Source organism: Streptococcus mobilis, assembly GCF_059727625.1.
Genome location: NZ_AP041823.1, coordinates 283,507 through 309,844, shown reverse-complemented (window position 1 = coordinate 309,844; position 26,338 = coordinate 283,507). Strand labels below are relative to the sequence as shown.

The 26,338-nt window shown below is 43.8% G+C and carries 24 protein-coding genes and 1 other RNA gene; 2 read left to right on the top strand and 23 right to left on the bottom strand.

The features are described from left to right. Positions 1-5 precede the first annotated feature (5 nt). The 10 genes from AC6IZR_RS01585 to AC6IZR_RS01540 all read right to left on the bottom strand — a co-directional run bounded on the left by AC6IZR_RS01585 (position 6) and on the right by AC6IZR_RS01540 (position 10,261). Complete coding sequence (locus AC6IZR_RS01585; RefSeq protein WP_497848647.1) at positions 6-713, bottom strand: hypothetical protein; 708 nt, start codon at positions 711-713, stop codon at positions 6-8. 108 nt (positions 714-821) lie between these two features. Further along, on the bottom strand, positions 822-1,907 hold the full coding sequence (locus AC6IZR_RS01580) for a hypothetical protein (protein WP_070587812.1): 1,086 nt from the start codon (positions 1,905-1,907) through the stop codon (positions 822-824). Positions 1,908-2,025: 118 nt separating this feature from the next. Then, on the bottom strand, positions 2,026-2,913 hold the full coding sequence (locus AC6IZR_RS01575) for an LPXTG cell wall anchor domain-containing protein (RefSeq protein ID WP_497848646.1): 888 nt from the start codon (positions 2,911-2,913) through the stop codon (positions 2,026-2,028). Positions 2,914-3,210: 297 nt separating this feature from the next. After that, positions 3,211-4,560, bottom strand: a complete 1,350-nt coding sequence (locus AC6IZR_RS01570) for a glucose-6-phosphate isomerase (protein WP_497848645.1) — start codon at positions 4,558-4,560, stop codon at positions 3,211-3,213. A gap of 489 nt (positions 4,561-5,049) precedes the next feature. Further along, positions 5,050-5,144: signal recognition particle sRNA small type (gene ffs, locus AC6IZR_RS01565), an RNA gene on the bottom strand. A 39-nt stretch (positions 5,145-5,183) separates the two neighbouring features. After that, entirely contained in the window at positions 5,184-5,693 is a 510-nt protein-coding gene (gene tadA / locus AC6IZR_RS01560) for a tRNA adenosine(34) deaminase TadA (protein ID WP_497848644.1), read from the bottom strand. Positions 5,694-5,995: 302 nt separating this feature from the next. Continuing rightward, complete coding sequence (locus AC6IZR_RS01555; RefSeq protein ID WP_049498605.1) at positions 5,996-7,573, bottom strand: ATP-binding cassette domain-containing protein; 1,578 nt, start codon at positions 7,571-7,573, stop codon at positions 5,996-5,998. A 144-nt stretch (positions 7,574-7,717) separates the two neighbouring features. After that, complete coding sequence (locus AC6IZR_RS01550) at positions 7,718-7,996, bottom strand: hypothetical protein (RefSeq protein ID WP_003009004.1); 279 nt, start codon at positions 7,994-7,996, stop codon at positions 7,718-7,720. 118 nt (positions 7,997-8,114) lie between these two features. Next, a complete protein-coding gene (locus tag AC6IZR_RS01545) occupies positions 8,115-8,759 on the bottom strand; it encodes an HAD family hydrolase (protein ID WP_003002091.1) in 645 nt (214 codons plus the stop codon). A 209-nt stretch (positions 8,760-8,968) separates the two neighbouring features. Next, on the bottom strand, positions 8,969-10,261 hold the full coding sequence (locus AC6IZR_RS01540; protein ID WP_070587805.1) for an adenylosuccinate synthase: 1,293 nt from the start codon (positions 10,259-10,261) through the stop codon (positions 8,969-8,971). Positions 10,262-10,580: 319 nt separating this feature from the next. On the opposite strand from AC6IZR_RS01540, the gene hslO reads away from it, so the two are divergent. Together hslO and dusB are read left to right on the top strand one after the other, a co-directional pair. Next, the gene (gene hslO, locus AC6IZR_RS01535; RefSeq protein WP_070587802.1) at positions 10,581-11,453 is read left to right on the top strand and encodes an Hsp33 family molecular chaperone HslO; all 873 of its coding nucleotides are present in this window, start codon (positions 10,581-10,583) and stop codon (positions 11,451-11,453) included. Then, a complete protein-coding gene (gene dusB / locus AC6IZR_RS01530) occupies positions 11,440-12,417 on the top strand; it encodes a tRNA dihydrouridine synthase DusB (protein WP_003012894.1) in 978 nt (325 codons plus the stop codon). Before hslO ends, dusB begins: the two co-directional genes overlap by 14 nt. A 37-nt stretch (positions 12,418-12,454) precedes the next feature. Here dusB and AC6IZR_RS01525 read toward each other — a convergent pair whose 3' ends face one another. From AC6IZR_RS01525 to AC6IZR_RS01465, 13 genes are all read right to left on the bottom strand, one after another. Continuing rightward, positions 12,455-13,141, bottom strand: coding sequence for a YoaK family protein (locus tag AC6IZR_RS01525; RefSeq protein ID WP_070587799.1), 687 nt, complete (start codon positions 13,139-13,141; stop codon positions 12,455-12,457). Positions 13,142-13,380: 239 nt separating this feature from the next. Continuing rightward, positions 13,381-13,716 (bottom strand): hypothetical protein, encoded by a 336-nt coding sequence (locus AC6IZR_RS01520; RefSeq protein ID WP_045759986.1) that lies wholly within the window; start codon positions 13,714-13,716, stop codon positions 13,381-13,383. Positions 13,717-13,726: 10 nt separating this feature from the next. Then, complete coding sequence (locus AC6IZR_RS01515; RefSeq protein WP_070587796.1) at positions 13,727-14,269, bottom strand: DUF6773 family protein; 543 nt, start codon at positions 14,267-14,269, stop codon at positions 13,727-13,729. A gap of 17 nt (positions 14,270-14,286) precedes the next feature. Next, the gene (locus AC6IZR_RS01510; RefSeq protein ID WP_021154050.1) at positions 14,287-14,481 is read right to left on the bottom strand and encodes a helix-turn-helix transcriptional regulator; all 195 of its coding nucleotides are present in this window, start codon (positions 14,479-14,481) and stop codon (positions 14,287-14,289) included. A 315-nt stretch (positions 14,482-14,796) separates the two neighbouring features. After that, positions 14,797-15,573 carry an NUDIX domain-containing protein gene (locus AC6IZR_RS01505; protein WP_070587793.1) on the bottom strand — a complete coding sequence of 259 codons (777 nt, stop codon included), beginning with the start codon at positions 15,571-15,573 and terminating at the stop codon, positions 14,797-14,799. Further along, positions 15,574-16,356 (bottom strand): nicotinamide riboside transporter PnuC, encoded by a 783-nt coding sequence (gene pnuC, locus AC6IZR_RS01500; RefSeq protein WP_070587866.1) that lies wholly within the window; start codon positions 16,354-16,356, stop codon positions 15,574-15,576. Positions 16,357-16,366: 10 nt separating this feature from the next. Next, positions 16,367-17,428, bottom strand: a complete 1,062-nt coding sequence (locus AC6IZR_RS01495) for an AAA family ATPase (protein WP_070587790.1) — start codon at positions 17,426-17,428, stop codon at positions 16,367-16,369. A 164-nt stretch (positions 17,429-17,592) separates the two neighbouring features. After that, entirely contained in the window at positions 17,593-18,327 is a 735-nt protein-coding gene (locus tag AC6IZR_RS01490) for a hypothetical protein (protein WP_070587786.1), read from the bottom strand. A gap of 318 nt (positions 18,328-18,645) precedes the next feature. Further along, positions 18,646-19,053 carry a DUF4430 domain-containing protein gene (locus AC6IZR_RS01485; protein WP_497848643.1) on the bottom strand — a complete coding sequence of 136 codons (408 nt, stop codon included), beginning with the start codon at positions 19,051-19,053 and terminating at the stop codon, positions 18,646-18,648. Then, positions 19,031-19,519 (bottom strand): ECF transporter S component, encoded by a 489-nt coding sequence (locus tag AC6IZR_RS01480; RefSeq protein ID WP_497848642.1) that lies wholly within the window; start codon positions 19,517-19,519, stop codon positions 19,031-19,033. Before AC6IZR_RS01480 ends, AC6IZR_RS01485 begins: the two co-directional genes overlap by 23 nt. A 9-nt stretch (positions 19,520-19,528) precedes the next feature. Beyond that, positions 19,529-21,958, bottom strand: a complete 2,430-nt coding sequence (locus tag AC6IZR_RS01475) for an ATP-dependent Clp protease ATP-binding subunit (protein ID WP_497848641.1) — start codon at positions 21,956-21,958, stop codon at positions 19,529-19,531. Beyond that, complete coding sequence (locus AC6IZR_RS01470) at positions 21,959-22,423, bottom strand: CtsR family transcriptional regulator (RefSeq protein WP_049489260.1); 465 nt, start codon at positions 22,421-22,423, stop codon at positions 21,959-21,961. Between the two features lie 375 nt (positions 22,424-22,798). Beyond that, positions 22,799-26,311, bottom strand: a complete 3,513-nt coding sequence (locus tag AC6IZR_RS01465) for an alpha-L-fucosidase (RefSeq protein ID WP_497848640.1) — start codon at positions 26,309-26,311, stop codon at positions 22,799-22,801. Positions 26,312-26,338 lie beyond the last annotated feature (27 nt).

Genomic DNA, 26,338 nt, shown 5'->3' with positions numbered 1-26,338 from the left:
CTGCTTCACCCCTTCTTCGTCAAACGATACTGACCAGTCTGGTCGCGTTCAAAGGTCAAAGAGACCAGTCCATCTGTCACCTGATAAGACAGGGCTAAGACTTGCTTGTCCTTTGCAGAGGTCAAACTAAGAGAATTGGGAAGACCTGATTTTTTCAAAACATCTTCTACTGACGTTCCTTTTTCCTTTTTTCCATCTAGCGTCTGATAGCCTGTAAAATCTACCAGTTTTAAGTTCTTTTTGCTCTGATAGTGAGCCGACTTGGGTGAAAAGCTTTGAATCGAGTTCAAATAAAAGGTATCATCCTGCTTTTGAAATTCTATGGTATAAGGATGAATCCCCTGCACAGGAGTCCCATAGCCTAGCTGGACTTGCGCTCCAAAACTCGTATCTTCTTGTGTAAAACTCGCTGCTTTTCCAAATTTTTTGACAAATGCAGACAAAGTCACCCAATTTTTTTGCGTCTTTCCTTCTTCCCTTGCAAGGTCCAATGACAACAAGTCTTCTAAAGCCGGCTCTTTGGAAGAAGACGCAACAAATCGCTGGCTATCTTCTTGCATGCGAGACAAACTCAACAAGCGATCTTTGGGCAAGGTTTTCACTGGATGAATCATAAACACCAAGCAAACACCAACCATAAAAGCCAGCAAAGCACTTGCAGCTTTTTGGAGGATCCGCTTATGATGTTCTATCCACTCTTTCATTTCTTCCATCCTTCATGCTCTTTCTATTCAAACTCTTTCTATTGTATAGAAAATTAGCGTATTTGTCTCGTCTTATCCCAAAAAAGAGGCGCTTGCCTCTTTCTTTTATTCAGTTATTTAGTAGCTGTCTTTACTGCTTAAGAGAAAATCTCCATTTTCTTGGCGAATAAAGGTCAAATCTACATAGTCCCCGTTTTTCTTTTGGAAGTCCATGACCAATTCTATCTCGTCTGAATCATCAGATGAACTCACCGTCAGATTGACTGCATCACCGTATTTTTCTAAAAGCTCTTTGTAAGAGGTTCCTCCAGCACCGGTCTCACTATTTCCAACTTTGAATCCATCTGCAAAGTTGTCCTCAACCGTAAGATTTTTCCCAAATTGATTAAACTCAAATTTGACAAGCTGTAATTCTTTTCCTTTCTTAGAGTAGGTCGCTTTGACCTCTTTATTATAAGAGTTATCATCCCAGAATAATTTCAATTCTCCACTATCAAATTGGACAGAACTAGCCTTTCCATAAGCGTCGACCATTGCCTCAGGAGTCTCCCCAGAATCCTTTCCGGTCAAAAACTGAAGTTGCTCGATATCAGATTGTTCCCAGCTAAAATTGGCTTCCGCGTCTTCTGCGGTCAATTGCTCCAAATCGATATTGGAAGAAGAACCAGACTGGTTACCTGACCAAGAAGTCTGCTTTCTAGATGGTGACGTACTAGGGCTAGCATGACCAATTAAATAGCCGCTGACTCCACCGATAAGAAGCCCAACTAAAATCCCAAGGGCAAAACGAATCGCCTTCTTGTCTGCAGTATCCATCGGTCTTCCAACAGGAGAAAGAGGAGCTTGTGGAATAGGTGTCTCAGGAACAGGCACTGTTTGCGGACCAACTGGTTCAGCTGCCATGTTTTGAGGAGCTTGAGGCGCAGGTTGGAATGGAGGAGTCAGTTGAGGAGCAGCAACTACATCTGGATTTTCTCCAACAGTTGCTTCATCTGCTTTTGGATGCTCCATAGTTTCTGATATAGCTGGCTCTGCCTCTTCTTTCATTGCTTTCGTCTCCGTCACTGAAAGGCCACTAGCTTCTGGAACGACCAACTCTTCGGCTTCTTCTTTTGGGACAAAGGCTGGCGCAGCCACATCAAATTGAGGCGCACCCTCTACGGGAGTATGTTTCATAAATTGTTCTTGATCTTTCTCGGACATTTCGAATTCTCCTTTTTATTCTTCTCTTCTACTATAACATAAAACCAAGCAAGGACCAACTCCTGTCTTGATGGACTAAAAAAGATCGGAGAGATATCCGACCTTTTAGATGCTTATCTTAAAATTTCTTGCGAAGGGAGACAATAGCAATTCCTGCAAGTGAGAGCAAGCCCAATGTTGCCAAAACGACACCTGTTTCTTGACCTGTTTTTGGCAATAAACGGCCAACTACAGATTTGCTTGAGTCGCTTGAATTTGAGGAAGAACTAGAAGAAGAACTTGAGCTCGATGAAGAAGTTGAACTTGAGGAGCTTGAAGATGAGCTGCTTGAAGATGAGCTCGATGAGCTACTTGAGCTAGAAGAGGAACTACTTGAGCTAGAAGACGAACTGCTTGAGCTACTTGAACTTGAGGATGGGCTTGTTGTACTTGGTGAAGTCGACCCATCTGTACCAGGACTTTTATAGCCTGTAATGAAATTACGATAAATTGGGTTTGAACTTTCAAGTGAATCCACCATCAAGCGTCCTGACCCATCATAAGCAAGGGACACTGTTACTTCCCCTTCTCCATTATCCAACTGTTTGAAGCGACCATCATCTTTTGTAGTTTGACGAATGTAGAGTTTAACAGTTCCAGAATTCAGTCCAGAGAGATCCACGTCATCAAATTCGATCGTCCCATCAGCTGTATTTTGCCCTTTAGCAACGGTCTCTTCTTCGCCACCTTCAGATTTGTAGATCAATGCAAATTGGTAGGCTCCTGCATCATGCGCACTTTCTTTCTTGCCTTCACGCGCTCCCACTACATCGACACGACCTGTTTTCAATTTCAAAGAAAGCTGATTCGATTCGAAACCTTCATATGTTGGGTTTTGAACAAGGTCTAGCTGACCATTTTTGTACTCATAAATCGCAGCTTTTGTATTCGCAGAAACTGGGTGAGCAATAGCCATACCACCAAGCATAGATGAAAGTAACAAGAATTTAGCCAAGTTATTTTTCATAATTTTCATTCCTTTTTCAAATATTTTCATTCATTTTATATTTTATAATATGAAACGACAAATGACAACTTTTATGTTCAAATAACTTTTTATATTAAAGGATTTGAGTATAAAATCCGTGCCGTTAGCTATCGCCTAGCTAGAAAGCCTGCATCATCAGTATTTTAGAAATGATATTAGCAAATGATTAAGAATAATAACTAATTAGTGTTTTTATAATTGGATCTAAGGGGAAAGTTTATGAAATTATTTTACAAGTAAAAAAACGACCTCTTGCGAAGTCGTTTTGTCTATTGATTAAAGACGAGCGTTGAGTTCTGCTCCAAGTTCTTCAAATCCTGGTTTACCAAGAAGGGCAAACATATTTTTCTTGTAGGCTTCAACACCTGGTTGGTCAAATGGGTTGATTGCATTCAAGTAACCTGAAAGGGCGATGGCCAATTCGAAGAAGTAGATGGCATAACCAAGAGTGAAGGCATCTTGCTCAGGAAGAGTTACGTACATGTTTGGTACATCACCGTCTGTGTGGGCAAGAAGAACACCGTCAGTTGCTTTTTTGTTTACAAAGTCAACGTCTTTTCCTTGAAGGTAACCAAGTCCGTCAAGGTCTTCTTCCAAAGTAGGGATGATCACGTTCTTACGTGGTTTGTCCACACGGACAACTGTTTCAAACATGATACGAGTTCCTTCTTGGATAAATTGACCCAATGAGTGCAAGTCTGTTGAGAAGTTAGCTGAAGTTGGGTAGATTCCTTTTTGGTCTTTCCCTTCTGACTCACCAGCCAATTGTTTCCACCATTCTGAGAAGTATTGAAGTGATGGCTCGTAGTTGACCAAGATTTCAGTTGCATAACCTTTACGGTATAGGATGTTACGAACAGCTGCGTATTGGTAAGCTTCGTTTTCAGAAAGTTTGTCTGAAGTGTATTCTTTACGGGCAGCGTTCGCACCTTCCATAAGGGCTTTGATATCTGCACCTGATGCAGCGATTGGAAGCAATCCAACTGCTGTCAAGACTGAGAAACGTCCACCGATATCATCTGGAACTACAAATGTTTCCCAACCGTTAGCATCTGCTTCAACCTTAACTGCACCTTTTTGGCGGTCAGTAGTTGCATAGATACGTTTGTTTGCTTCTTCTTGACCGTATTTCTTCACCAAGAGTTCTTTGAAGACACGGAAAGCGATGGCTGGTTCAGTTGTTGTACCTGATTTAGAAATCACGTTTACTGAGAAGTCTTTGTCTGCTACGTACTCTACCAAGTCAGCAAGGTAAGTAGATGAGATTGAGTTCCCAGCGTAAAGAATTTGTGGAGCTTTGCGTTCTTCTTTTGTTTGCAAGTTTGCAAAGTGGTGGTTCAAGAAGTCAATAGCTGCTTTGGCTCCAAGGTATGACCCACCGATACCGATCACGACCAAAACATCGCTGTCTGATTTGATTTGTTCAGCAGCTTTCAAGATGCGGTCAAATTCTTCGCGGTCGTAATTTTCAGGAAGGTCCAACCAACCCAAGAAGTCGCTACCAGCACCTGTTCCTTTACGGATCAATTCATCAGCTGCAGTCACTTGTGGTTGCATGTAATCCACTTCATGTGGGGCAACAAATTTACCCAAAACTTTTGAGTAGTCAAATTTAATATGAGACATGTTATTCCTCCAAAATTTCTTCTTCTCTATGATATCGCTTTACTGGGATTTAATCAAGGGAAACCATCCTGTAAAACGTTTTCATTTGCTAATTTTTTTATTTTCACAAATCAAGCAACGACGCAATAGCAATCGTTTGCATATTTGCACTATTTTTGGCTAGATAATCAAAAAAAGAAGCTTCTCACGAAACTCTATTTTTTCTCTTTTATTCTATGAATAAGAAAGTCATTTCTACATGACTCTGGTGAGTGATAGCCCTCACGTCGCTTCGCTCCTCAGGATCAATATCTCTAAGCTCGGTCGCGCCTTACAGGCTAATTTCATTTACGCTATAGCCCTCACGTCGCTTCGCTCCTCAGGATCAATATCTCTAAGCTCGGTTGCGCCTTATAGGCTAATTTCATGTTACGCTATAGCCCTCACGTCGCTTCGCTCCTCAGGATCAATATCTCTAAGTTCGGTTGCGCCTTACAGGCTTACCTCACTAAGAGCTATAGAAAAAGAGCACACAGTTCACTTCGCTTAGGGCTGCTGGATTCCTCCCCTGACCCGCTTCACGCAGAACTGTTGCTCCGATAGGTATTATATCATAATTTGTTCGATTTGCAAAGGTCCGGTTTTTATTCTTGTGTTTCGGCCTTGGCTGCGAGCTTGGCTTGTTTTTTTCGTTCTCGGCCTTGGCGGAAGAAGGTCTGCATGATGGTTGCACATTCTGCTTCCAAGATTCCTGTTTCCACTTCCACCCGGTGATTAAGACGTTCATCTGTCAAAATATCATAGAGGCTTCCTGCTCCACCAAACTTCTGATTGGTCGCCCCGTAAATCACCTGGGGAATCCGAGCTAGACCAATGGCACCACTACACATGACACAGGGCTCAATCGTGACAAAAAGCGTCGTATCCAGCAGGCGCCAGCTATTTTCACGCTGATTGGCCTCCTCGATCGCCATGATTTCCGCATGCATGACCGCTCGTTGCAATTCCTCTCGTGCGTTGTGGCCACGTCCAATGATCTCACCGTCTTTGACAATGACACAGCCAATCGGTATTTCCTCATGGGCCAAGGCAATCTCCGCCTCCTTCAGGGCTTCCCTCATAAACATCGCTTTTTCCTCTATCGTGTAGTCCATCTCTTCCTTCTTCCTTTTAGTTTCTTTGTTCATTATACCATAGGCAGCTTACGACTCACAAAAAAAGCCGCCGATTGGGCGACTCTTATGGGAGATTATTATGAAAAAGTTTAGGAGGTTTAAACAAAGTTAGGAGGTCTTTGTTTATGCTTCTAGTATAGCTGGCCTATCTTAAATAAAGCTTAAGTTCTCTGAGTATTGATGATTTTGGAAATATCACCACTTAGAATCTCAAAAATATCTGACAAATTGCTGGCTTACTACTATCCGCTTTGTCGCAGAACCAACTATTGTGGCATCGCTCATCCTTTACGTAACTCAAGGATTTGGTCATAGCGCTCTTCTTCATCAATATGATGGGCTATTTCTAGTACCGTGATCGGCAAAGAAAAGATTAGGTCTCTAACCAGACGACTATTTTTTTCGTCCAAAGCTGATGTCACTTCGTCCGCTAATAAAATATCCTTCTCGCGTAAGAGAAAACGAGCCAACTCTAATCTGACACGCTGACCTCCTGAAATGTTTTCACCATTATTATGAATTTCTACATTCAAAATATCCTGAAATTCATCTATTAAGCCAACTCGGTCCAATACCTCCAATAATTCATGGTCCTGAAAAGGCTGACCAAAAGTTAGATTATAGCGGATAGTATCGTTAAACAGGAAGGGATGCTGGCTAATTAAACCGATATTCCCTTGGAAATGACTCGTTATTTGATTTCCATCATACTGAACGAAAATGTCACCCTCATCACATACTTCTTCTCCTAAAATCAAGCGAAAAAGAGTCGTCTTTCCAGACCCGCTCGGTCCTTTGATTAAGACCTTCTGACCTACTGAAATCGTCGCCGTCAAATCAGAAAAAAGCTGACGTTCAGCAAAACTTTTTGAAATATGATTTAAGCGCAACGATTCGAGATTTTCAACAAATTGATCCTTTGTCTCTTCGAAATCAGGTTCTTCCTCGATAATCTTAAACAGGCGGTTCGCAGTCGGCAAGGCACCTTGGAGATTGGCTGCACTGTACATCAGAGTTTGGATCGGTTCTACCAGCATCCCCGCAGCAACATACATAGAGATGAGGCTTGTAATAGAAATAGAATTTCCCTGTAAACTCAAATAAAAGCCTAAAGCAAGAGGAACAACCTGACTAAAAAAGACCATAAATCCATTAAAGAAAAAAATAATATTATGTGTGAAACAAAATCTTTGGATGGCTTTTTGATATTCTCCGTTTAAATCATTCACGCGCTCTTCATTCAGCCTCATGGCCTGATTAATCCGTAAGGTTTGGCTGCCTTGCATACTATCCGAGACAAGCCCATGTAATTTCGTTCTAAGCTTGGACCAGCTGTCTCCCGAATCTTGTAAACGACGATTCATGATGAACTGAGGAATAGGTCTCATAATCGTAAAAATGACAAAAATAAGTCCTAAGAGAAAATTTTGTGAAACAATATAAATGGCTGTAACAAGGGCGACAAATCCCCAACTCACCATAACATTTATATTTTCCAAATAATTATCGCCCACATATTCCATATCTTGAGTTAGCAGACTAACTTTTTCATCATTGGAAAATTTAGGATTCAATATGACTTTCTTAAATAAAAGGGCACGGACACTTTTGTTGATTTCTCTTCGGAATATATTGTGCGAATGGTTTGAAAACAGCATCAGACTATAAATAACAAGATAGACAGACAAACCAAATAAAACAAAATTGAGAATTTTTCCATAAGAAAGGCCGTCTTGATCTAACTTCAAGGCCTTCGTTAAAATCAGAGGTTGCGCCAACACCAAACCACTATTCACAATACGCCCTAAAAAAATAGGAAAAAGATACTTCTTATCAATGTACTTATAAATATTTCTCATAATTATCATCCATCAAAATAGAGGGCTAGCACAACCCTCTTCTCTAATTTATTTAAAATCGTGATTATTTACAATCACAATTATAGTTAAATACTCTAGGTTTAGCATTCATTTTGTCATCGAATTTGTTATTCACTTTAACCTTCACCGAAAATTACAATCTCCATGTGTCAAAATTGTTAGTTCCAATAATTCAGCATCTGTATCGCTTATTTTAGATAGATACTTTTCGACCTCATACTCACCCTCACTTAAATATTTATTTTTATCAAGATAAGCATGAAACTCTTTCCTAATCACATCATTGCTGTCGACTACTCTATTCAATTCATTCGTAAGAAAAAATGAATGATTGGTTTTAGTATTAAAATACAACGTACCATCATCAGTACTATATTTTAATATATATCGTGACAAATTCATATTATCACCTCTTAATCTGTGTGACTTAACGTACAGTAAGTATACACCGATAGAAATATTAAATAAAGCAATATTCAGCAGATTAGAAAAGTTCCAACTTTTAATATTTTGGAAAAGGTTATCCTATAAAAGCTGCAATTTCGCCAACTTCTTGAGCAATATAGGTGGCGCCGGCTTCTTCCAATTCTTCCCTGCTTCCAAAGCCATAAAGGACACCGATAGAATCAAGCTTTTGCGCTTGAGCGCCAAGCACATCGTGCTCCCTGTCTCCAATCATGATGGTATGCGCCAAATCTGTAATCCCATTTTGCTCCAAGGCATACTGGATAACATCGCTTTTTTTACTACGTTTTCTATCCATGGTCGCACCAGCGACAAAGTCAAAATAATCATACAAACCAAAGTGTTTGAGAATTTGAATGGAAAATTCTTCAGGCTTTGACGTAGCTACAATCAACTGTTTGCCAGCCTGCTTGAGAGAAGCCAGCAAGTCAGGAACGCCTAGATAGACCTCATTTTCATAAAGGCCTTTTTCGGAAAAATACTCATGATAGTAGTCAATGGCCTTTAAACATTCTTCCTTAGAAAATCCATAAAAGCGCTCAAAAGACTCCTGCAAGGGCGGACCGATGAAAACTCTCAATGCTTTCTTGTCTGGCACTTGAATCCCATATTTTCCTAAGGCATAGGCCACCGAGTTGGTAATCCCTAGTTCTGAATTGGTCAAGGTGCCGTCTAGGTCAAATAAAATCGTTTGATACATTTTTTCCTCTTTCTGCTTTCAAAAAGAGGCTGGGACAAAAGTCCTAGCCTCTCAATTGTCTTTGGATTGTCGAGCAAGACGCAGTGGTTGAGTGGGCTCTACTACGCTGATTTCATCAGCTTTTACAGCCCTACTCAACTGTGCGGAGGTGGGACGATGAAATCGAATTCTAACGAATGACCGATTTCTGTCTCACTCTCTTTTTTAAATTATTTACTTGACCAGACACTTTCAAGGATATTGGTTTGGTCACGATCTGGTCCGACTGAGAAGGTTGAAATGCGCACACCAACCAATTCACCGATCCGGCGGACATAGTTGCGGGCATTTTCTGGAAGCTCATCCAAGTGGCGCACACCGGTGATGTCTTCTGACCAACCTGGCAATTCTTCATAGATTGGTTTGCAACGTTTGAGTTGCTCCAAGCTGGCTGGATAGTGATCAATGCGTTCGCCATCTAAGTCGTAGGCCACACAGATTTTCACTGTATCCAAGCCTGATAGAACGTCGATCGAGTTCAAGCTTAGGTTAGTAATTCCTGAAACACGACGGCTATGGCGCATGACAACTGAGTCAAACCAACCGACACGACGTGGACGACCTGTTGTTGTCCCATACTCATGACCGACTTCACGGATCCGATCCCCCACTTCATCAAAAAGCTCCGTAGGGAATGGTCCATCACCAACACGGCTGGTATAGGCTTTACATACACCGACAACCTTGTCGATCTTACTTGGGCCGACACCTGATCCGATGGTCACCCCACCTGCAACAGGGTTTGATGAAGTAACAAATGGATAAGTTCCTTGGTCGATATCCAACATAACCCCTTGGGCTCCTTCAAAGAGCACGCGCTTGCCGTTATCCAAAGCATCGTTCAAGATGACAGAAGTATCGGTTACATATTGTTTGATTTGTTGACCATATTCATAGTATTCTTCGAAGATATCGTCAAATGAAAGAGCCTCTGCATCATAGAGTTTGGTAAATTGACGGTTCTTTTCTTCCAAGTTGATACGAAGTCGTTCTGCAAAGACGTCACGGTCCAAAAGGTCCGCAATCCGGATTCCCACACGCGCTGCCTTGTCCATGTAGGCTGGGCCAATCCCTTTAATCGTCGTTCCGATCTTGTTGTCTCCTTTAGATTCTTCTTGGAGACGGTCCAATTCGATATGGTAAGGAAGGATAACATGGGCGCGGTCTGAAATGCGCAAACTGTCCGTTGTCACACCTTCTTCATGAAGATAAGCCAACTCTTTGACCAATGATTTAGGGTTGACCACCACGCCGTTTCCGATGACAGAGATCTTTTCAGGGAAGAAGATACCAGAAGGAATCAAGTGCAACTTGAACTTTTTGCCGTCGATTACGATGGTGTGCCCGGCATTGTCCCCACCTTGATAGCGAGCAATGACTTCTGCATTGGCTGATAGGAAGTCTGTAATCTTCCCTTTTCCTTCATCACCCCATTGGGTTCCTACTACAACAACTGATGTCATAATTCTTTTTCATATACCATAGATAGTTGCCTATCTATGCCTTTCTTCAAACTAAGGGCAGGAGTCTCACCTGCAAGTTTGTCTTACACTCTATTATAAGCAATTTTTAATGTTTTTTCAAGATCCACTCAGCTATCGTTTATTTTTCTCCTTCCTTTTTAAACCAACTTCTCTATGAAACTCGTCTTTTACTTGGAAATTGCTTCTTTCTAAAAATAACGTTCGGAATTTTCTTTTCTTCCTGTCCTTCTTCTGAAACGACTGATTTTCGGAATTCTCCTTGTCCCCACTTTGCTTGATTTGTGCTAAAATAGTAGGTATGGACAAAATTATTAAAACTATCTCAGAAAGCGGCGCTTTTCGTGCCTATGTACTAGACAGTACAGAAACTGTACGAACAGCCCAAGAAAAACATCATACACAAGCTAGCTCCACGGTCGCACTTGGCCGTACCCTCATTGCCAGTCAAATCTTGGCAGCAAACGAGAAAGGAGATACTAAAATTACGGTCAAAGTCCTTGGGACTAGCTCACTCGGAGCCATCATCACCGTGGCAGACACCAAGGGAAATGTTAAAGGCTACGTACAAAATCCTGGAGTGGATATCAAGAAGACAGCAACTGGTGAAGTCCTGGTGGGACCATTTGTCGGAAACGGAGAATTCCTGGTCATCACTGACTATGGTACGGGCAATCCTTATAACTCCATGACCCCTCTTGTCACAGGTGAAATCGGAGAAGACCTGGCCTTTTATCTGACGGAAAGCCAACAAACACCTTCTGCAGTTGGACTCAATGTTCTGTTGGATGACGAAGACAAGGTCAAGGTGGCTGGTGGTTTCTTGCTTCAGGTCTTGCCAAATGCCAAGGAAGAAGAAATCGCGCGCTTTGAAAAACGCATCCAAGAAATGCCTGCTATTTCAACACTTTTGGAATCTGAAGATCATATTGAAGCTCTTCTTTCTGCTATCTATGGGGATGAACCTTTCAAACGCCTCTCTGAAGAAGAACTTCGCTTCCAGTGCGACTGCAACCGTGAGCGCTTTTTGAACGCTTTAGCAAGTCTGCCAGCTAGTGATCTAGAAGAGATGAAAGATGAAGATCACGGTGCAGAGATTACCTGCCAATTCTGCCAAACACACTACCACTTTGACGAAAATGACTTGGAGGAACTCATTCGTGACAAATCTTAATACGCCATTTATGATCGGGGATGTCGAAATCCCTAACCGTACCGTCCTAGCCCCAATGGCCGGAGTGACCAACTCAGCTTTCCGGACCATTGCCAAAGAACTGGGGGCAGGGCTCGTTGTGATGGAAATGGTCTCTGACAAGGGAATCCAGTACAACAATGAAAAGACGCTTCACATGCTCCATATCGATGAAGGAGAAAACCCTGTATCGATCCAACTCTTTGGAAGTGACGAAGATAGCCTGGCACGCGCAGCTGAATTTATCCAAGAAAATACCAAGACCGATATCGTCGATATCAACATGGGTTGCCCGGTGAATAAAATCGTCAAGAACGAGGCTGGTGCGATGTGGCTCAAGGACCCAGACAAGATCTACTCCATCATCAATAAGGTTCAATCCGTCCTCGATATCCCCCTCACTGTTAAAATGCGGACGGGTTGGTCGGATCCTTCCCTAGCAGTTGAAAATGCCCTTGCTGCTGAAGCCGCAGGTGTCTCTGCCCTCGCCATGCATGGACGGACTCGAGAGCAAATGTATACGGGTCATGCGGACCTTGAGACCCTTCACAAGGTTGCACAGGCCCTAACTAAGATTCCATTTATCGCGAACGGAGATATCCGTACGGTTCAAGATGCCAAACAACGGATCGAAGAAGTCGGTGCTGATGCGGTCATGATTGGTCGCGCTGCTATGGGCAATCCTTATCTCTTCAACCAAATCAATCACTACTTTGAAACAGGAGAAATTCTGCCTGATTTGACTTTTGAAGACAAGATGAAGATCGCTTACGAACACTTGAAACGCTTGATCGATCTCAAAGGTGAGCACATTGCCGTTCGTGAATTCCGCGGACTTGCCCCTCACTACCTTCGTGGAACCTCTGGCGCAGCCAAACTCCGCGGAGCCATCTCGCAAGCTAGCACTCTAGCAGAGATTGAAGAACTTCTTCAATTAAAAGCATAGGAACACAAAAAACAGGACCTCGCATGAGGTCCTGTTTTTATAGATTATCTGTTTGCAGGCCGAGTTGTTTGACTCTGGCGGTGTAGTAGGTCATGATCAAAAAGAGGTTCACTGTGATCAGCCAGATGGCCCATTGGTGAATGAAATGCATGAGGATGGCGACACTAATAGCTCCCGCAACAAAGCTTCCAACAACAATCCCGTAATTCATCGCCTGTCTGCGATACTCGACCAAATTCCCCTCACCTCGAGCGATTCGGTACAAGGCTGTCAACATCTTGCGGTAATTACCGGAAGTCATAAAGATCACATAAGGGTGGTTTTCAATCAAGCTCCCTGTAAAGGTCAACATCATCATCCCTGTTCCAAAAGCAATAAAGGGGACTTCGATGGGCGGTATAACAGATACCAAGGGAATTAGAAGCGTCACCACAAATAAAGGAAGCAACATCTTGGTCCGCCAAAAGGCTGTCTTGCGATATTCTTTGATATGGAGGGCAACCAGAAAGCCGATCGAGAAAAATATAATAGATGAAAAACGCATGATGGTATTTTCAACACGAGGATCGTGCCAATCAGCGATAAGGAGTAAGAGGTTCCCAGTTTGTGTTGCGACCAAACTCCGGTAGTGCATGTGGCAAAAGACATCGAGACCTCCTCCGATAAAACCAAGCAGAGCCCCCATCAGTCGTGTATTTTGTGGTAAAATTATTTTTTCTTCCATAGTCTTGTCCCTTGTGGTTTCAATTATTTTTATTATACCACTTTGCACCATAGCTGAGTATTGAAAATCAATCACAACCACTCATCAAACAAGTGGTTTACATCAAGATCATCAATAATTAGAGTTTTCCTATCACAGTATAGTGCTAAGAGAATCCTAATTCATAACTTTCGTAGTTCGTGAAAGAAAGTTCAAAATAAGTCCGTTGTCCTATCTTCTTTTTTCATGGTAGTGACCTCTTAAAAACATTGTTTGCCTTCTTTAAAGAGTTGATAGAGAGTATAGATATAAATGAGACTAAAAATAATACAGATGGTTAGAAATAGGAGATATCTCCAATCCATAGAATTCGTTATCAGTTGTGGGAGAGATACGAGGATAAAGCAGAGAGATGCGTTCAAGAAGCGTATTTTTTTTGATGTGATTTTCTGAAATCTTTGTCCCTTATTCAAGACTGGAAGAACTAAAAGGAAAATGATCAGAAAAGGACGCGTAACTTGGCCATAGACTAGGAAAAAGGTAACAAAGATGCTAACTAAAATATGACTGAAGATTAAAGTTTGTAATGATTTCATAAGCTTCCTCCTAATCGTCGTCTTGATCATTTTTGGCTTTTCGAATGCGAAGCCAGACGATAATTTGCATCACCAATCCGAAGAAGAAAGCTGCGAAAAGGATTGATATAAAATGACCTAGATTGAAAAGATAGGTAAAATAGTTCTTGCTATTATCCGTTAAGACATTGAGAAGTGGTATTCCAAAGAACATAAAAACTCCATAGAGCAGACCAGCTTTAAGACCAGGGTAGCGCAATTGTTTGCTTTCTTTTTGGCTCAACATATCAGGATCAATAGCAGTAATACCTGTTTTTTTAGTTTGAGTGCTGACATAGATAGCACAAACCATAGAAACCAGAAGGATAATGATTGGATAACCAAAAGCGACAACCTGAGGATACTTATAAGCAAGGACAAAGGGAATGAGATTGCCAAATATCATCAGGTAAAAGAGGACCATAAAGACCTTATTTCCAATGCGATCTGCCTCGCGTCGTTTGTGTTCATCAAGTGGTCCAGAAATGCCATATGTGCGTTTAATCAGTTTTTCAGTAAAAGTTTCTTGTTTCATTTTCTTTTTCCTTTTTGTTAAAAATCATCTTCCCAAAAGAGACTATTAAGGTCTGTTTGGAGGGTACGAGCGAGATTGAGACAGAGTTCCAGGGTCGGATTGTACTTGTCGTTTTCAATCATGTTGATGGTTTGCCTTGAGACACCGATATCCTTAGCAAGTTCGAGTTGAGACATGCCCAATTCCTTGCGGAATTCTTTCACACGGTTCATGTTTCCTCCTATTCAATGAATGTCGCATATATTTGACTATAGTATAGTATTCTGAATATAAAATGTCAACTATTTTTGACATATTTTTAAATATTTCTTACTAGAACAAAAAAATGAGGCTGGGACAAAAGTCCTAGCCTCTCAATTATTTTTGGATTGTTGAGCAAGACGCAGTGGTTGAGTGGGCTCTACTACGCTGATTTCATCAGCTTTTACAGACCCACTCAACTGTGCGGAGGTGGGACGACGAAATCGAATTCTAACGAATTACCGATTTCTGTCCCACTCTCATTTCCGGAAAGAACGCGACTCTACCTACTGTTTTAAGCGATAGGTCTTGCGCGGTTTTTTCTTAGGTACCCGCTTGACACCCACTTCTTCCACGAATTCTCCGAATTTTACGAGGAAGTTATTGCTAACGATGGGGCGTCCTGGATTGATCAGGTTAACCAACTCCGTCGCTTCATAGACGGTGAAGGGCTCCTCTAACAGATAGAGGAAGGTTGGATTCCAATCCAGACGCCCCTGAATCCGCTTGATCGATTCTTGAATAATCTGGTAGTGGTCAAAGGCAAAATCAGAAGCAGCTAAGGGTTCTCCATCAAGCAAACACTGTGACTGTTTGAAATCGACATCGAGAAAAACGACTTCCTTGGCATCGTCCCCTGCGTGGGCTAAGTCTACTGCTTCTGCTGGCAGATAGACCAGATGGGCAATGGTAATGACCCAGCCTCTGGGGTCCCGCCCAGGGGTGGAAACGGTCATGAGCTGCTCCACCTTATTCACTGGCAGATCGAGCCCAACTTCTTCTCTGACTTCTCGGATGCAGGCATGGGTCGCATCTTCATCCTTGTTCACAAAGCCCCCCACCAAGGCGAGGCGGTGTTGATAAGGGTGGGCCTTGCGGCGAATGGCTAAGAGCTTGAGCTTGCCTTCAACAAAACAGTAAGCTACCATGTCCGCTGTGACACTTGGAGTTTCATAAGTCGGCAGGTCTTGCTCCTTGTACCACTTGAGAAAGTCTGCTTCACTAGCGGCCGTCTCAAAATACTCTTTCTCCGTCATTCCTGCTGGAATTGAGAGACTTGCCATCTAAGCCACCTCCTTCTTGAGGGCTTTGGTCCATTGGTACCAGCCCACTAGACTATTGAGGGTGTAAACCCAGTACATCCCTTGAATGTGAAGACTCTGATCCCACCAGAGATAGATACTAAAGACGTTGGTCGCAATCCAGAAGATCCATTGCTCCCGGTAAAGGCGGGTCATTAGGAGCTGGCCGACCCCATTGGTCGCATCGGTGATACTATCACGGAAAGGGCGAGCGCTATGGATACTCTGATACGCGAAGCCCATACCAATCCAAATCACAGCACACAAGGCCAAGTAGCGCATCCACTCAATCAAGTTCAATTTCTTGGCTTCAAAGTGAGATTCTTCGACCTTACCTTGATCATTGATCCGATTAGAGAGCCAAACATAAAGGCCGATTGGTTGCATGATGAAGAAATAAAGAGTTGTCAGAACTTCCCCGTAGAAGTTCTTATTGAGGGCTAAAACGAGGTAGATCGCTGAATTCACTGCTCCAAAAAGGTAGTTACTCGCACGTCCTTCGGCAACCAGGATAACACAAACAATGCCTGTCCAAGAGGCAAACAGTCCCAGCCAATCATGCTGTCCTGTCCGATTGGTCCATTCTAAGAAGAAGGGAACACTGGAAAGAAGCAGGAGATAGATCCATTGAAAGGCTGTGCGTCCTACAAAAAGGTCCTTCCACAGGAGTTTCATAATATTGACAAAGCCTTGCTTTTTCGCTTCTTGGTGAACATTTCTAAAGTCTTGGCTAAAAGTTGCGAATTTTTCAGATAGGTTTTTCATAAGCTGCTCCTTAGTCGGCTTGGTAGATGGCATCGATCACCTTCTTGGCTTCTTCGTAGTTGCCGAGGTAGTCTGATGCGAGGAAAGTAGTCGGAATGTTTCCTAGGTATTGCTGGCGCAATTGGTCCAGGTAATTTGAAAAGCTGGTGCGGATCTTTTCATCAGCCATGGTCATATCTCGGAAACCATCATTGACATAAGAGCCGATCGGCTGTACAAAGAGGATCAAATCCCATTTTTCTTTGGACAAAATACTAACAAAGAGGTTGTCAAAGGTATCGGTCATGCTGGTATCCTGGCCTTCGACTTCCATGTAGTAGTCGTAGTAACCCTTGGTCACCAGGGAATTGGTATCTGCGATGACTAGGCCTCGATTGGCACTACTATCGATGAGCTTAGAGGTTTGATCATACTGTCCTAAGAGTAGGTAATAGTAATCTTTTGGCGTGAGCTCATCATCTCGAACATTGTTCTTGATCTGGTATTCACGTGCATACTCAAGACTAACAGGTGCATCGTAAAAGCGAGCCAAGTCCTTTGCAAGGGTCGTTTTCCCGTTGCTGGCGCTCCCCATGATCAAGACTTTTTTCGTGAACTGGCGACGGAAGGGCTGGGCAATGTATTTCCAGTATTTGCTTGGATTTTCCCGGATCATGGTAGCAGAGATCCCAAAGCGACGCTCTTCTAAGTGAACTTCAAACCCTCTAGCTTCCAACTCTTCCTTATAGGCTTTCTCCCCTACATAAAAGATCAACTCTTCTGTCTCTGTTTGATACTGGATGGTGTCAAGGGCTGTTTGTAACCAAGGCTCCCAGCCCAAAGGATAACGAGGAAGTTCTGTCTCATCTAGCTTATAGACTTGGGTCAACTCATCATTAGAGAAGGCTTCGCGGATATAACGGAAGCGTTTTTGTAAAGTCAACCCGACTTCTTCGCCACGATCCCCTTCATAACCAGATACGATGACACGAACGCGATCACACTGACGCTTGGCCCGCTGGATCAGGTCAATATGCCCTTGATGAAGAGGCGCAAAGGTTCCAAAAACCAGGGCAATTCTTTCTTTTTTCATATGAACTCCTTTTTATAATTTTTTATAAATAGATTTTCTTTATGTTTTTATTATAAACTATATTTTCCATCTGTCAATAGTTTTTTATAAAAAAATATATTTTTCTTCAAACCAACAAAAAAAGATCTGAAAAGAGAAGCTTATCCTTTCAGATCTTTCGAATTTTATTCACGAGTGAGGGAGTGGCTGACACCGTCTTTCAAAACCGTCACACTAGATACAGAGCCATCTTTTCCAACTACGATATCTAGAGTAGCCGCAGACCCATCGCCTGCTGAGAGATTAGCATGGTAATGGCCATCATCCAAGGTATAGTTATAAGCACTGATACCATAGGCTACGGGTTGGCCCCCAGGAAGTTGGATGGTCACTTGACCACCTTGGCCAATAGTGACTCCAGTGTCGCGTTTGTCAGACCAATTCCCAGCTGCTGCAGAGAAATCCCCTGCTGCTACAGAATAGACTCCCTTGTATTGGGCATTCTCCGTAGCAGAAGCTTGCTTCTTAGCATGGGCATGACCGTCTTCTAGACTTGGCAATTTTGCTTTCGCTGGTGTTGCTGGAGTGGCTACTTCTTTTGTTTCTTTTGTTTCTTTTGTTACGGGTGCTGCTGGTGTTGCTTCTTTGGCTGGAGCAGGTGTTTGACTAGCTGCAGCTTGGTTATTTTTGCTACCAACAGTATGACTTTCTTCTGATTTGCTATCAGAGGATGAAGAGGCAATCGGATCTTTACTAGTGATCACTTTTTTCTTAGAAGAAGAACTTGTTTGTTTAACCAGACTGGTCTTTGAACTACTTGCTTCTGTTGTCTTTTCTTCTTTATTCCCGCCACAAGCTCCTAGGAAAAGACTAGCTGTCAAAGCTAGGGCTGCTAGGGAAATGATTTTTTTGTTTTTCATAACAGAACCTCTTTTTGTAACATTTGTAATATTTTGTAACATTATTGTAACACTGTTATATGAGGCTGTCAATAGTTTCTCAAATATTTTTCTAATTTGAAAGAAGTTTTAAGTAAGTTCTAAACTTTAGCAAAAAAGAGGCTGGGACAAAAGTCCTAGCCTCTCAATTATTTTTGGATTGTCGAGCAAGACGCAGTGGTTGAGTGGGCTCTACTACGCTGATTTCATCAGCTTTTACAGCCCTACTCAACTGTGCGGAGGTGGGACGACGAAATCGAATTCTAACGAATTACCGATTTCTGTCCCACTCTCTCCTCATTATTTATACACTTCTTGATAGAATTCGATCTTATCCCCTTTTTTAACGGTGGTTTCAGCAGCACCTTTTGGAGCCATTTCGCCATTGATCTTGTACATCCAGTAAAGACCTTTTGCTTCATCTTGGCTGTGACCGTCAATCGAGGTGATCATGCCATTTTTTTCTTCAATCTTGTAGTTGGCTTTGAGCACTTTCATAAGGTTGCTCTCTTCTGCTACTTTCAAGGTTTTCGATTGCGCTTTTTGACCTTCTGGCGTCACGCTAATCGTAATCGAAATTTCGTTTTTCTTGGCAACTTCTGTGCTAGAAGCTGTTGTTTGATGGTTTGTGCTATGAGACGAAGCGCAACTCGCTAAAAGAAGAGCTGCAAGTAAGGTCATCAAGCTAGAAATGTTTTTTTTCAACATAAAATCTCCTAAAGATTTGATAGATAATGGGATAGAAAATGATCGTCGACAGAGCATGGGCAAGGTTAAAACTAAAACCATTGACCAAAGCATAGGTCCACCAAGGAATATGGTACATCAAGGCATGAACACTATCGATCAAGACCCCATAAGCAAAGGACAGTAGGCCCACAAAAAGGATCTGAAGGACAAAGGGCAACCACTTGTAACTGATGCGCCAAATGAGCATCAAACAGCCAAAGGCGACAATCTGAAAGAACACAATCAAGCTCATCCCCAGGAAAAAGGCAGAGACAAACATGGTGATCATCATCACAAGAAAAGCAAAGTTATACCCTTCAAATATCACCAAGAGAAAAAAGATAGCAGAAATAGGTTGGACATTTGGGAAAGGGGCAAAAGCCTGACGTAGAGCGACACAAAGGGCCGCCAAAAGCGAAATACGGGTTAATCGCTGAAGCGTCATGACATCCTCCTAGACAATCTCGAACTTGATCGTTCCGGCTGTCGTTCCAACCTTGATCGTTTGTCCTTCTTGGGCTTGACCTTTCAGCAATAGCTCTGCTAACTGATCTTCCACTTCGGTCTGCAAGACACGACGCAGTGGGCGAGCTCCCATTTCTGGATCATAGCCTTTGGTTGCTAGCAACTTGAGCGCTGAAGGCTGGAATTTGAGGGTTATGCCTTGTTCTGCCAAGGTCGCAATGAGCGGTTTGACCATGACTTTCACCACCTGTTGCATGTCCTCGCTTGAGAGGCTATGGAAGACCACCTTTTCATCAATCCGGTTGATAAACTCTGGACGATAGGTCTTCTTCAACTCTTCAAACATGCGTTTTTCCATATTGGCTTGGTCAAAGCGGATATCTTTGGCACCAAAGCCAACTGTCTTATCATCCCGAAGGGCTGTTGCTCCCAGGTTTGAGGTCATGATGATAATGGTATTGGAGAAGTCGATCTTCCGGCCTTTGCTATCGGTTAAGACCCCGTCATCCAAGACTTGTAAAAGGACATTAAAAATGTCTGGATGGGCTTTTTCCACCTCATCAAATAAGAGAACTGAATACGGTTTGTTGCGGACTTTCTCGGTCAACTCGCCTCCTTCTTCGTAGCCCACATAGCCTGGAGGGGCTCCGTTGAGGCGACTCGCCGCGAATTTTTCCATGTACTCACTCATATCAAAACGGATGAGGGCCGATTCATCATCAAACAGAACCTCCGCCAAAGCTTTGGCTAACTCTGTTTTTCCGACACCGGTAGGTCCTAGGAACATGAAAGAACCGATCGGACGTTTATTGCTACGGATACCTGATTGATTGCGTCGAATAGCCCGACTGATACTCGAAACGGCTTGGTCTTGACCAATCACGCGCTTGTGCAATTCTGTTTCTAAGTTGAGGTACTTCTTGGCATCGGTTTGAGTCAGTTTTTGAGTTGGAATACCAGATAATTGGCTCAAAGTCACCAAGACATCTTGGTCAGTGACTTCTTTTTTGTAGACAACGGGAGCAGCCTCTACTTCTAAGAACTGGGCTGCTTTCTTCCACTTGCCATCCATCAAGGCCCGATCCAAGGCGGTCAACTCTTCTTTTACGTGACCGTTGGAATCGCGGTTTTGTACGGTAGCTGCCGCTTCATCCAAGAGATCAATGGCTGAATCTGGCAATTGACGACTGGTCAAATAGCGGTGGGCATATTTGACAGCTGTTTCGATCGCTTCATCGGTAATGGTCACATGATGGTGGTCCTGATAGGTCTCTTTCAAGCCTTGGAGAATTTGGATGCTATCTGCAACACTTGGCTCTTCAATGGTGACTTTCGCAAAACGCCGAGAGAGGGCTGCATCTTTTTCGATATGCTTTTGGTACTCATCTTGAGTCGTTGCTCCAACTGTACGCAAGGTTCCCCGTGCCAGGGCTGGTTTTAGAATATTGGCTGCGTCTAAGGTCGAATCAATACCGGATCCTGACCCCATAATGGTATGCAGTTCATCGATAAAGAGAATCACGTGACCGTCTTCTTCGATGTCCTGGATGATATTGTTCATCCGTTCTTCAAAGTCCCCACGGAAGCGCGTCCCTGCAACGACATTCATGAGATCCAATTCTAAGACACGCATCTGTGCGATTTCAGCTGGAACATTGCCACTAGCGACACGCTGAGCCAGACCTAAGGCAAGGGCGGTTTTTCCGACCCCTGCTTCTCCCACCAATACAGGATTGTTCTTCGTCTTGCGGCTGAGGATTTGGATCATGCGTGAAATCTCTGCATCCCGACCAATCACAGGCTCGAGCTGGCCGGCACGCGCCATTTCTGTCAAATCACGAGTATAATCTTCAAGACCTCCACTGGTGCTTGGGGGCATGCCCATCATATTTCCCATGGTTTGGCGGTTAGGATTTTGGGCCCGATAGAGGCTCCGAATGGCTTTGATATCATTCTTATCCCAGCCTGCCTTGTCCTCAAGATTCTTTCGAAGGGAGGCAATAGGAACTCCCTTGTCTTGCTCTGTAAAGGCAAAGCCGGCAAACTCCATGACTTGGCTCGCCAAGGTCCCACGGTCTGCTAGAAGAGAGAGGAGCACATGCTCTGTTCCCAAGGCCTTGGCATGAAGGACCTGGGCAATCTCTCTTGCGTGTTTCATAATGGCTTCCATCCGATATGAAAATGGGAAGATTTCATACCGATTGTCGCTTTGAAAAGTTTGGCCTGTAATATGCTCCGCTGCATCCTGAAACTCATCGATCTGCATAGGATAATCGTTAAGTACAGAACCTGCCACGCTATAGGGATTATTGGCCATAGCCGTCAGGAGATGCCAAGTATCTAAGGTATGCCCCTGATAGTGGCCTGCTAGTATTTGGGCCGCTTCTATACTTTCTAACAGTGCTGTTGAATAGTTCATCTAGTCGGTATTTCCTTTTCTATCTACTTGTTGAATAATTTTTTTCAGCATCGTTGCTCGTAGGATGAGAGCATCTCGGCCTAGGACTTCATCGGAGGTTGTCGCAAGCAAGAGCTGAGTCTCACGTCTTGTCAATAATTTTTCTTCATAGAGCATCTGGAGGATATCATTGAAGACCTGCTGGCTGATGGTCTCTCCAATATTGGCTGCCAAGTCTTGGAGCATCTGATGGTGATCTGAAAACTGGACCTTGCCAATGCGGATATAGCCCCCACCACCGCGCTTGCTCTCTACAATATAGCCTCGACTCTCGGTAAAACGAGTCTTAATGACATAGTTAATCTGACTGGGTACGACCTGAAAGACATCGGCTAACTCACTTCTTTTGAGCTCTGCCATGCCAGCTTGAGCCAGCAAGGCCTTAATATAAGCTTCAATGCTATCAGATGTGTTCTTATTTGCCATGATGCTCCTTTCTGGCTTGTTTTTTTTCTAGATGGATGCTCTGCTCTTTGGCCCATAAAAAATGGCCTTGGAGTGTTCCTTCTCATCATTGACCTTATTTGACTATTATACAATTTTTACGCCTGTAAATAAAGCAAAGACTCCATGGAAATAGGAATCTCTTAAGGAAGGGAGAAAAATAAAAGAGAGTGGGACAGAAATCGGTAATTCGTTAGAATTCGATTTCGTCGTCCCACCTCCGCACAGTTGAGTAGGGCTGCAAAAGCTGATGAAATCAGCGTAGTAGAGCCCACTCAACCACTGCGTCTTGCTCGCCAATCCAAAAATAATTGAGAGGCTAGGACTTGTGTCCTAACCTCTTATGCGAAGAATGAACTACTCTTTGCGACGAGCGAATTTGGCGCCTCCACCCAAGAAACCTAGACCAAGAAGGCCTAACCAAGCAAAGAAACCACCTTCTTTTGTACCGGATTGAGGAAGTTTTCCTTCCGATGGTAGAGACGGACTTTCAACACCTTCTTTTTCCGAATGGTCTGAAGTCAAAACAGAAACTGCTTCTGGGGTTTTCGGTTGCAAGAGAACGGGTCTTTCTTTTTCTTTTTGGTCTTCTGCTTGAGAAAGAGTTGTAACTTCTGGCTGCTCCTTACTTGGAGTTACAGGTGTGGTTGGAGTCGGCATATCAGCTATTAACGGACTTTCTTCCGCTTCCTTCGTTCCGACTTCTGTGATCTGGTCCTGGGCCTCCACTTCGACAAAGGCATCGACTTCTGTCCGAATTTCTTTGCCTTCTTTTTGTCGAACCTCGATCAATTTCAGCCGGCGTCCGACCTTCCCTGCTTGAAGGATCCGGCTCTCGCCCTTGGCCAAATCCTTGTTTTCACGCGTTTGACTCTCAAATGGAATCTCCTCTGCTTCGATGAGAAGTTCTGGCTTTTCAAGAATCAGATCCCGAACACCTTGATCTGGTCGTGTCTGCGTCAGGGGTTCATAATTGTGAGCATCTTCTAAGATGGTTTCAAGGGCTTCCACTTGATTAGCTATAGCAACCAGATCTGGTCTCTCTGGATCCAACAACTGCGTCAAGTCCGTCAATTTTCCTTGAACCGTCGGTTTGAGGTCTGCTTTCAAGCGTTCGAGAGAAGTAGCCTTGATCTTTTCTACTCCTTCTCTGATGATCTGTTGCAGCTCTTCTTGACTGAGCAACTGGCTATCTTTCCCTGAGAGGATAAATCGGTCTACCTGGATGGCTCTGGATGACTGAGGATCATTGAGAGCTGGATCCAGATGCAAGCGTAGCTGGTGGTAGCCTTTTGCTAGACCTTGCAGATTGACCAAACTCTGGTCGAGCTTGCGTTGGTATCCATAGCCACTGAAGTAATGATCGCCGTCGATTTCATAATCATGGCCACGACCTTCTTCGAAGGCCATTTCTTTTCCATCTAGGGTGACGCTGTAGAGACCATGACTTGGGTCGACTACTCCTCGAACCTCCACACCCGTGCCCTTAAAGGTAATGGTCACATCAATGTGTTTCTTGCCTTCCTCATCGGTCACTTGGTTAAAGCTCGACCAAGATTCTGTGCCATTTGAGAAGTTTGGATTGTCTGTCTCGTGGTGCCAACCCTCACTGTAGTGCAGCTTTGGATCTTGGTCATCTACTTCTTTGCGATTTTCTGGAAGCAAGTCCTCGTTCATCACTTGGACTGTCAGTTCTGGAATAAAGCCGACCAAGCTTCCTTGATCCGGATGGAGCAATTTGACCTTAAAGTCATAGACATCGGTCGCTTTTCCTGCAAAATCAAGAGTTGGAACTTGGACTGTTTTTTCCGTCTCTCCATCTGCGAACTCAAGGGTGACGTTGGTATCTTTGTAGACCTTGCCATGAACTCCTGTTCCTGGTTCTGTGATTAATTTCAGACTGGCACTTCCTTTAGAGCCACCTTTTCTCTTGACGACGACTTGCGCTGGGTCGCCTTTCTTAACAGCTAGGGTTGGCTGAGCAAACTCAAAGAGCCCCTTTTCTTGGTTGTTAAGGGCATAAATCCCTTCCGTTGCGATCGCATCTCCCTTGCTATTGACCAAGGTCAAGGTGTGAGATCCTGCTGCCAAATCCGGTGTTTCATAGACCTTTTGGCTGCGTTTGCGGCTTGGACTTTGGGTATTGACGGTCGCTAGCTTTTGGCCATCGACATAGACATCCATTTCCCCATGACCAGGGTCGACAGTTGCGACGACATAGGCCTTGGTGCCTTCAAATTGATAGGTCACCGAAGCTCCCTTTTCTTTGGTCCACATAGAGGTGCCTCGGACGCCTTCTCCCTCTTCATTCCATTGGCCATTGGCCCGCTCAGCAGTCCGGTCGGAATGATAAGTCAAACCAAGCGGATAGCCATCGGTTTCTTCAATGCTGGCTGGCGTCTTATAGACAGAGACTCCGTTCAAGATTGGAGTAGCTTGGGCATCGGTGATGGACACCCGGATATAGCGACTATCAACTGGTTGCCCTTTGATTAATCGGCGGTATCCTACAGTTGAGCCAGCCCCATATGGAACCCATTGGCCATTCACTGCCACATCAATGGTGAAACCAGAAATCCGTTGGCCTTTCTCGATGGTTTCTTTGAGCTCTACCACATCAAAATGCTGTTCTTTTCCAAGATCCAGGACAAAAGAGCCGGTCTTGGCATCATCAGCCGGGGCCCAACTGGTCTTTTCATCGCCATCTGTCAAATGGCTGGCCTTGTAGAGAGGATTGCGTCGTGTTGAGTCAGCTTCTACCAAAGCTCCTGCCGCATAGTTCACACTGTAGAGTTGGTCCAAGGTCTGACGGAATTCTTTCAAACGGGCCACGTCAGCCTCCGCAAATTTTCCGTCTTGGTTGGGTGGAATATTGAGCAAGAGTGGAGTTCCACGGCCAACCGATTTGAAGTAAATGTCCATCAATTCGCGCAAGGACTTAGGCTCTTGGTTGTCATGGTAGAACCAGCCGGAGCGAATAGAGACATCGGCTTCTCCCACTGAGTATTGATTCCCTTCCGGATCCCCGTGATTGAGGTAGCTATTAGATGGATTGTTGCGGATCTTATCCGGATTGACCTTTTGCCAAACCGGATCTCCAGCAATCCCCTTTTCATTTCCAATCCAACGAACATTGGTCGGCTCAGCTGAGAAGATAGCTATATCCCCTTGGGCCTTGCGAATGGCTTCAAACCACTTGTCAAAGGTATAGGTGACCTTTTGAGCTCCATCGCCACGCGCACCATCCATCCAGACTTCTACGAACTTACCCTTGTTCCCATATTTTGGATCTTCAAGGATTTCCTTAAGCTGGTTGAGATAGTATTCATTGTATTGGTCCTCTGTATCCACATGGTAGAGCGGGCTGTGGGCATCCCAAGGAGAGAGATAGACCCCCATGTCCATATCATACTTGCTGGCAGAAGCAGAAACCTCGGCTAGGACATCGCCTTTTCCTTCCTTCCAACCACTTTTGGCAATGGTATGGTCGGTGTATTTGGAAGGGTACAAGAGAAAGCCATCGTGGTGCTTGACGACCATGATCGTCCGTTTAAAGCCAGCATCTTTCAGGGTTTTGATCCACTGATCGGTATCCAGATGCTCTGGATAGAAATAATAAGGATCTTCTTGCCCATCTCCCCACTCACGATCGTAGTAAGTATTCATCCCAAAGTGGATGAAAGCTGCTAGTTCTTCGCGGTGGTATTGCATCTGAGCCTTGCTTGGAAGTGGTCCGTAATCCGCAATCTCAGTCTCCTCGTCTAGAGAAGTGGCAGGTTGAGTGGCTTCTGTCCCTTGGCTGACTGTGCGATTTTCTTTCTCACTAGTAGCTGGTGAGGGTTGTTCTGATTCTTCTTGGTGCTCGTTCACAGTTTTTTCCTCCTTTCCTTGGTGATC

What these genes read in the sequence shown, in the direction of transcription:
- AC6IZR_RS01555 (WP_049498605.1), bottom strand. Translation starts at nt 7,573, where the DNA reads ATGAGAAATATTTATAAGTACATTGATAAGAAGTATCTTTTTCCTATT.
- AC6IZR_RS01475 (WP_497848641.1), bottom strand. Translation starts at nt 21,958, where the DNA reads ATGAACTATTCAACAGCACTGTTAGAAAGTATAGAAGCGGCCCAAATA.
- AC6IZR_RS01480 (WP_497848642.1), bottom strand. Translation starts at nt 19,519, where the DNA reads ATGACGCTTCAGCGATTAACCCGTATTTCGCTTTTGGCGGCCCTTTGT.
- AC6IZR_RS01485 (WP_497848643.1), bottom strand. Translation starts at nt 19,053, where the DNA reads ATGTTGAAAAAAAACATTTCTAGCTTGATGACCTTACTTGCAGCTCTT.
- hslO (WP_070587802.1), top strand. Translation starts at nt 10,581, where the DNA reads ATGGACAAAATTATTAAAACTATCTCAGAAAGCGGCGCTTTTCGTGCC.
- AC6IZR_RS01525 (WP_070587799.1), bottom strand. Translation starts at nt 13,141, where the DNA reads ATGGAAGAAAAAATAATTTTACCACAAAATACACGACTGATGGGGGCT.
- AC6IZR_RS01515 (WP_070587796.1), bottom strand. Translation starts at nt 14,269, where the DNA reads ATGAAACAAGAAACTTTTACTGAAAAACTGATTAAACGCACATATGGC.
- AC6IZR_RS01550 (WP_003009004.1), bottom strand. Translation starts at nt 7,996, where the DNA reads ATGAATTTGTCACGATATATATTAAAATATAGTACTGATGATGGTACG.
- AC6IZR_RS01570 (WP_497848645.1), bottom strand. Translation starts at nt 4,560, where the DNA reads ATGTCTCATATTAAATTTGACTACTCAAAAGTTTTGGGTAAATTTGTT.
- AC6IZR_RS01580 (WP_070587812.1), bottom strand. Translation starts at nt 1,907, where the DNA reads ATGTCCGAGAAAGATCAAGAACAATTTATGAAACATACTCCCGTAGAG.
- AC6IZR_RS01575 (WP_497848646.1), bottom strand. Translation starts at nt 2,913, where the DNA reads ATGAAAAATAACTTGGCTAAATTCTTGTTACTTTCATCTATGCTTGGT.
- AC6IZR_RS01505 (WP_070587793.1), bottom strand. Translation starts at nt 15,573, where the DNA reads ATGGCAAGTCTCTCAATTCCAGCAGGAATGACGGAGAAAGAGTATTTT.
- AC6IZR_RS01510 (WP_021154050.1), bottom strand. Translation starts at nt 14,481, where the DNA reads ATGAACCGTGTGAAAGAATTCCGCAAGGAATTGGGCATGTCTCAACTC.
- AC6IZR_RS01545 (WP_003002091.1), bottom strand. Translation starts at nt 8,759, where the DNA reads ATGTATCAAACGATTTTATTTGACCTAGACGGCACCTTGACCAATTCA.
- AC6IZR_RS01585 (WP_497848647.1), bottom strand. Translation starts at nt 713, where the DNA reads ATGGAAGAAATGAAAGAGTGGATAGAACATCATAAGCGGATCCTCCAA.
- AC6IZR_RS01490 (WP_070587786.1), bottom strand. Translation starts at nt 18,327, where the DNA reads ATGAAAAACAAAAAAATCATTTCCCTAGCAGCCCTAGCTTTGACAGCT.
- AC6IZR_RS01470 (WP_049489260.1), bottom strand. Translation starts at nt 22,423, where the DNA reads ATGGCAAATAAGAACACATCTGATAGCATTGAAGCTTATATTAAGGCC.
- AC6IZR_RS01540 (WP_070587805.1), bottom strand. Translation starts at nt 10,261, where the DNA reads ATGACATCAGTTGTTGTAGTAGGAACCCAATGGGGTGATGAAGGAAAA.
- AC6IZR_RS01520 (WP_045759986.1), bottom strand. Translation starts at nt 13,716, where the DNA reads ATGAAATCATTACAAACTTTAATCTTCAGTCATATTTTAGTTAGCATC.
- pnuC (WP_070587866.1), bottom strand. Translation starts at nt 16,356, where the DNA reads ATGAAAAACCTATCTGAAAAATTCGCAACTTTTAGCCAAGACTTTAGA.
- tadA (WP_497848644.1), bottom strand. Translation starts at nt 5,693, where the DNA reads ATGGACTACACGATAGAGGAAAAAGCGATGTTTATGAGGGAAGCCCTG.
- AC6IZR_RS01495 (WP_070587790.1), bottom strand. Translation starts at nt 17,428, where the DNA reads ATGAAAAAAGAAAGAATTGCCCTGGTTTTTGGAACCTTTGCGCCTCTT.